A 419-nucleotide genomic window follows, 5' to 3' on the forward strand; every position below is an offset into this window, starting at 1 on the left:
TGGACGAGCGCGAATTGGGCTCCGTGTGCGGTGGCTTCATCAATGACGGAGGCTGCATCGGCCCGTGGATCGTGAATGGCAAGATCACGACGCAACCGCCCCTGGGCCCGAACCCCTGGTTGCCTGGTGGCATCTTCCACCGCTGAGAACCACACGTCCAAACGTTTTTCATCACACATCACCTCAACAGGAGTGACTGAAATGCTGAACCTGGAACATGCAAAATCGGAAATCATCGAACTGAACGATGCGGAACTTGAAATGGTCGTCGGCGGCAACTGGCTCGGCGACGCCTTCCGTGCCATCGGCGGCGCCATCAGAGACGCTGCCGAATGGGTCGGCGGCCTTATCTTTGGCGGCTTGCAGGGCCCCGGCAACCAGCGCGGTCCGTTTGGCCCGGGATCGGGCCCGGGGCAGCC

The 419-nt window shown here is 61.6% G+C and carries 1 protein-coding gene; it reads left to right on the forward strand.

Annotation, left to right across the window (positions count from 1 at the left end; all coding sequences use genetic code 11):
* Positions 1–201 precede the first annotated feature (201 nt).
* The coding region (locus tag AC0L2O_RS36400) for a hypothetical protein (RefSeq protein WP_473373149.1) at positions 202–419 on the forward strand (218 nt) is incomplete at its 3' end.

This window comes from Bradyrhizobium sp. Kon10, assembly GCF_055807395.1.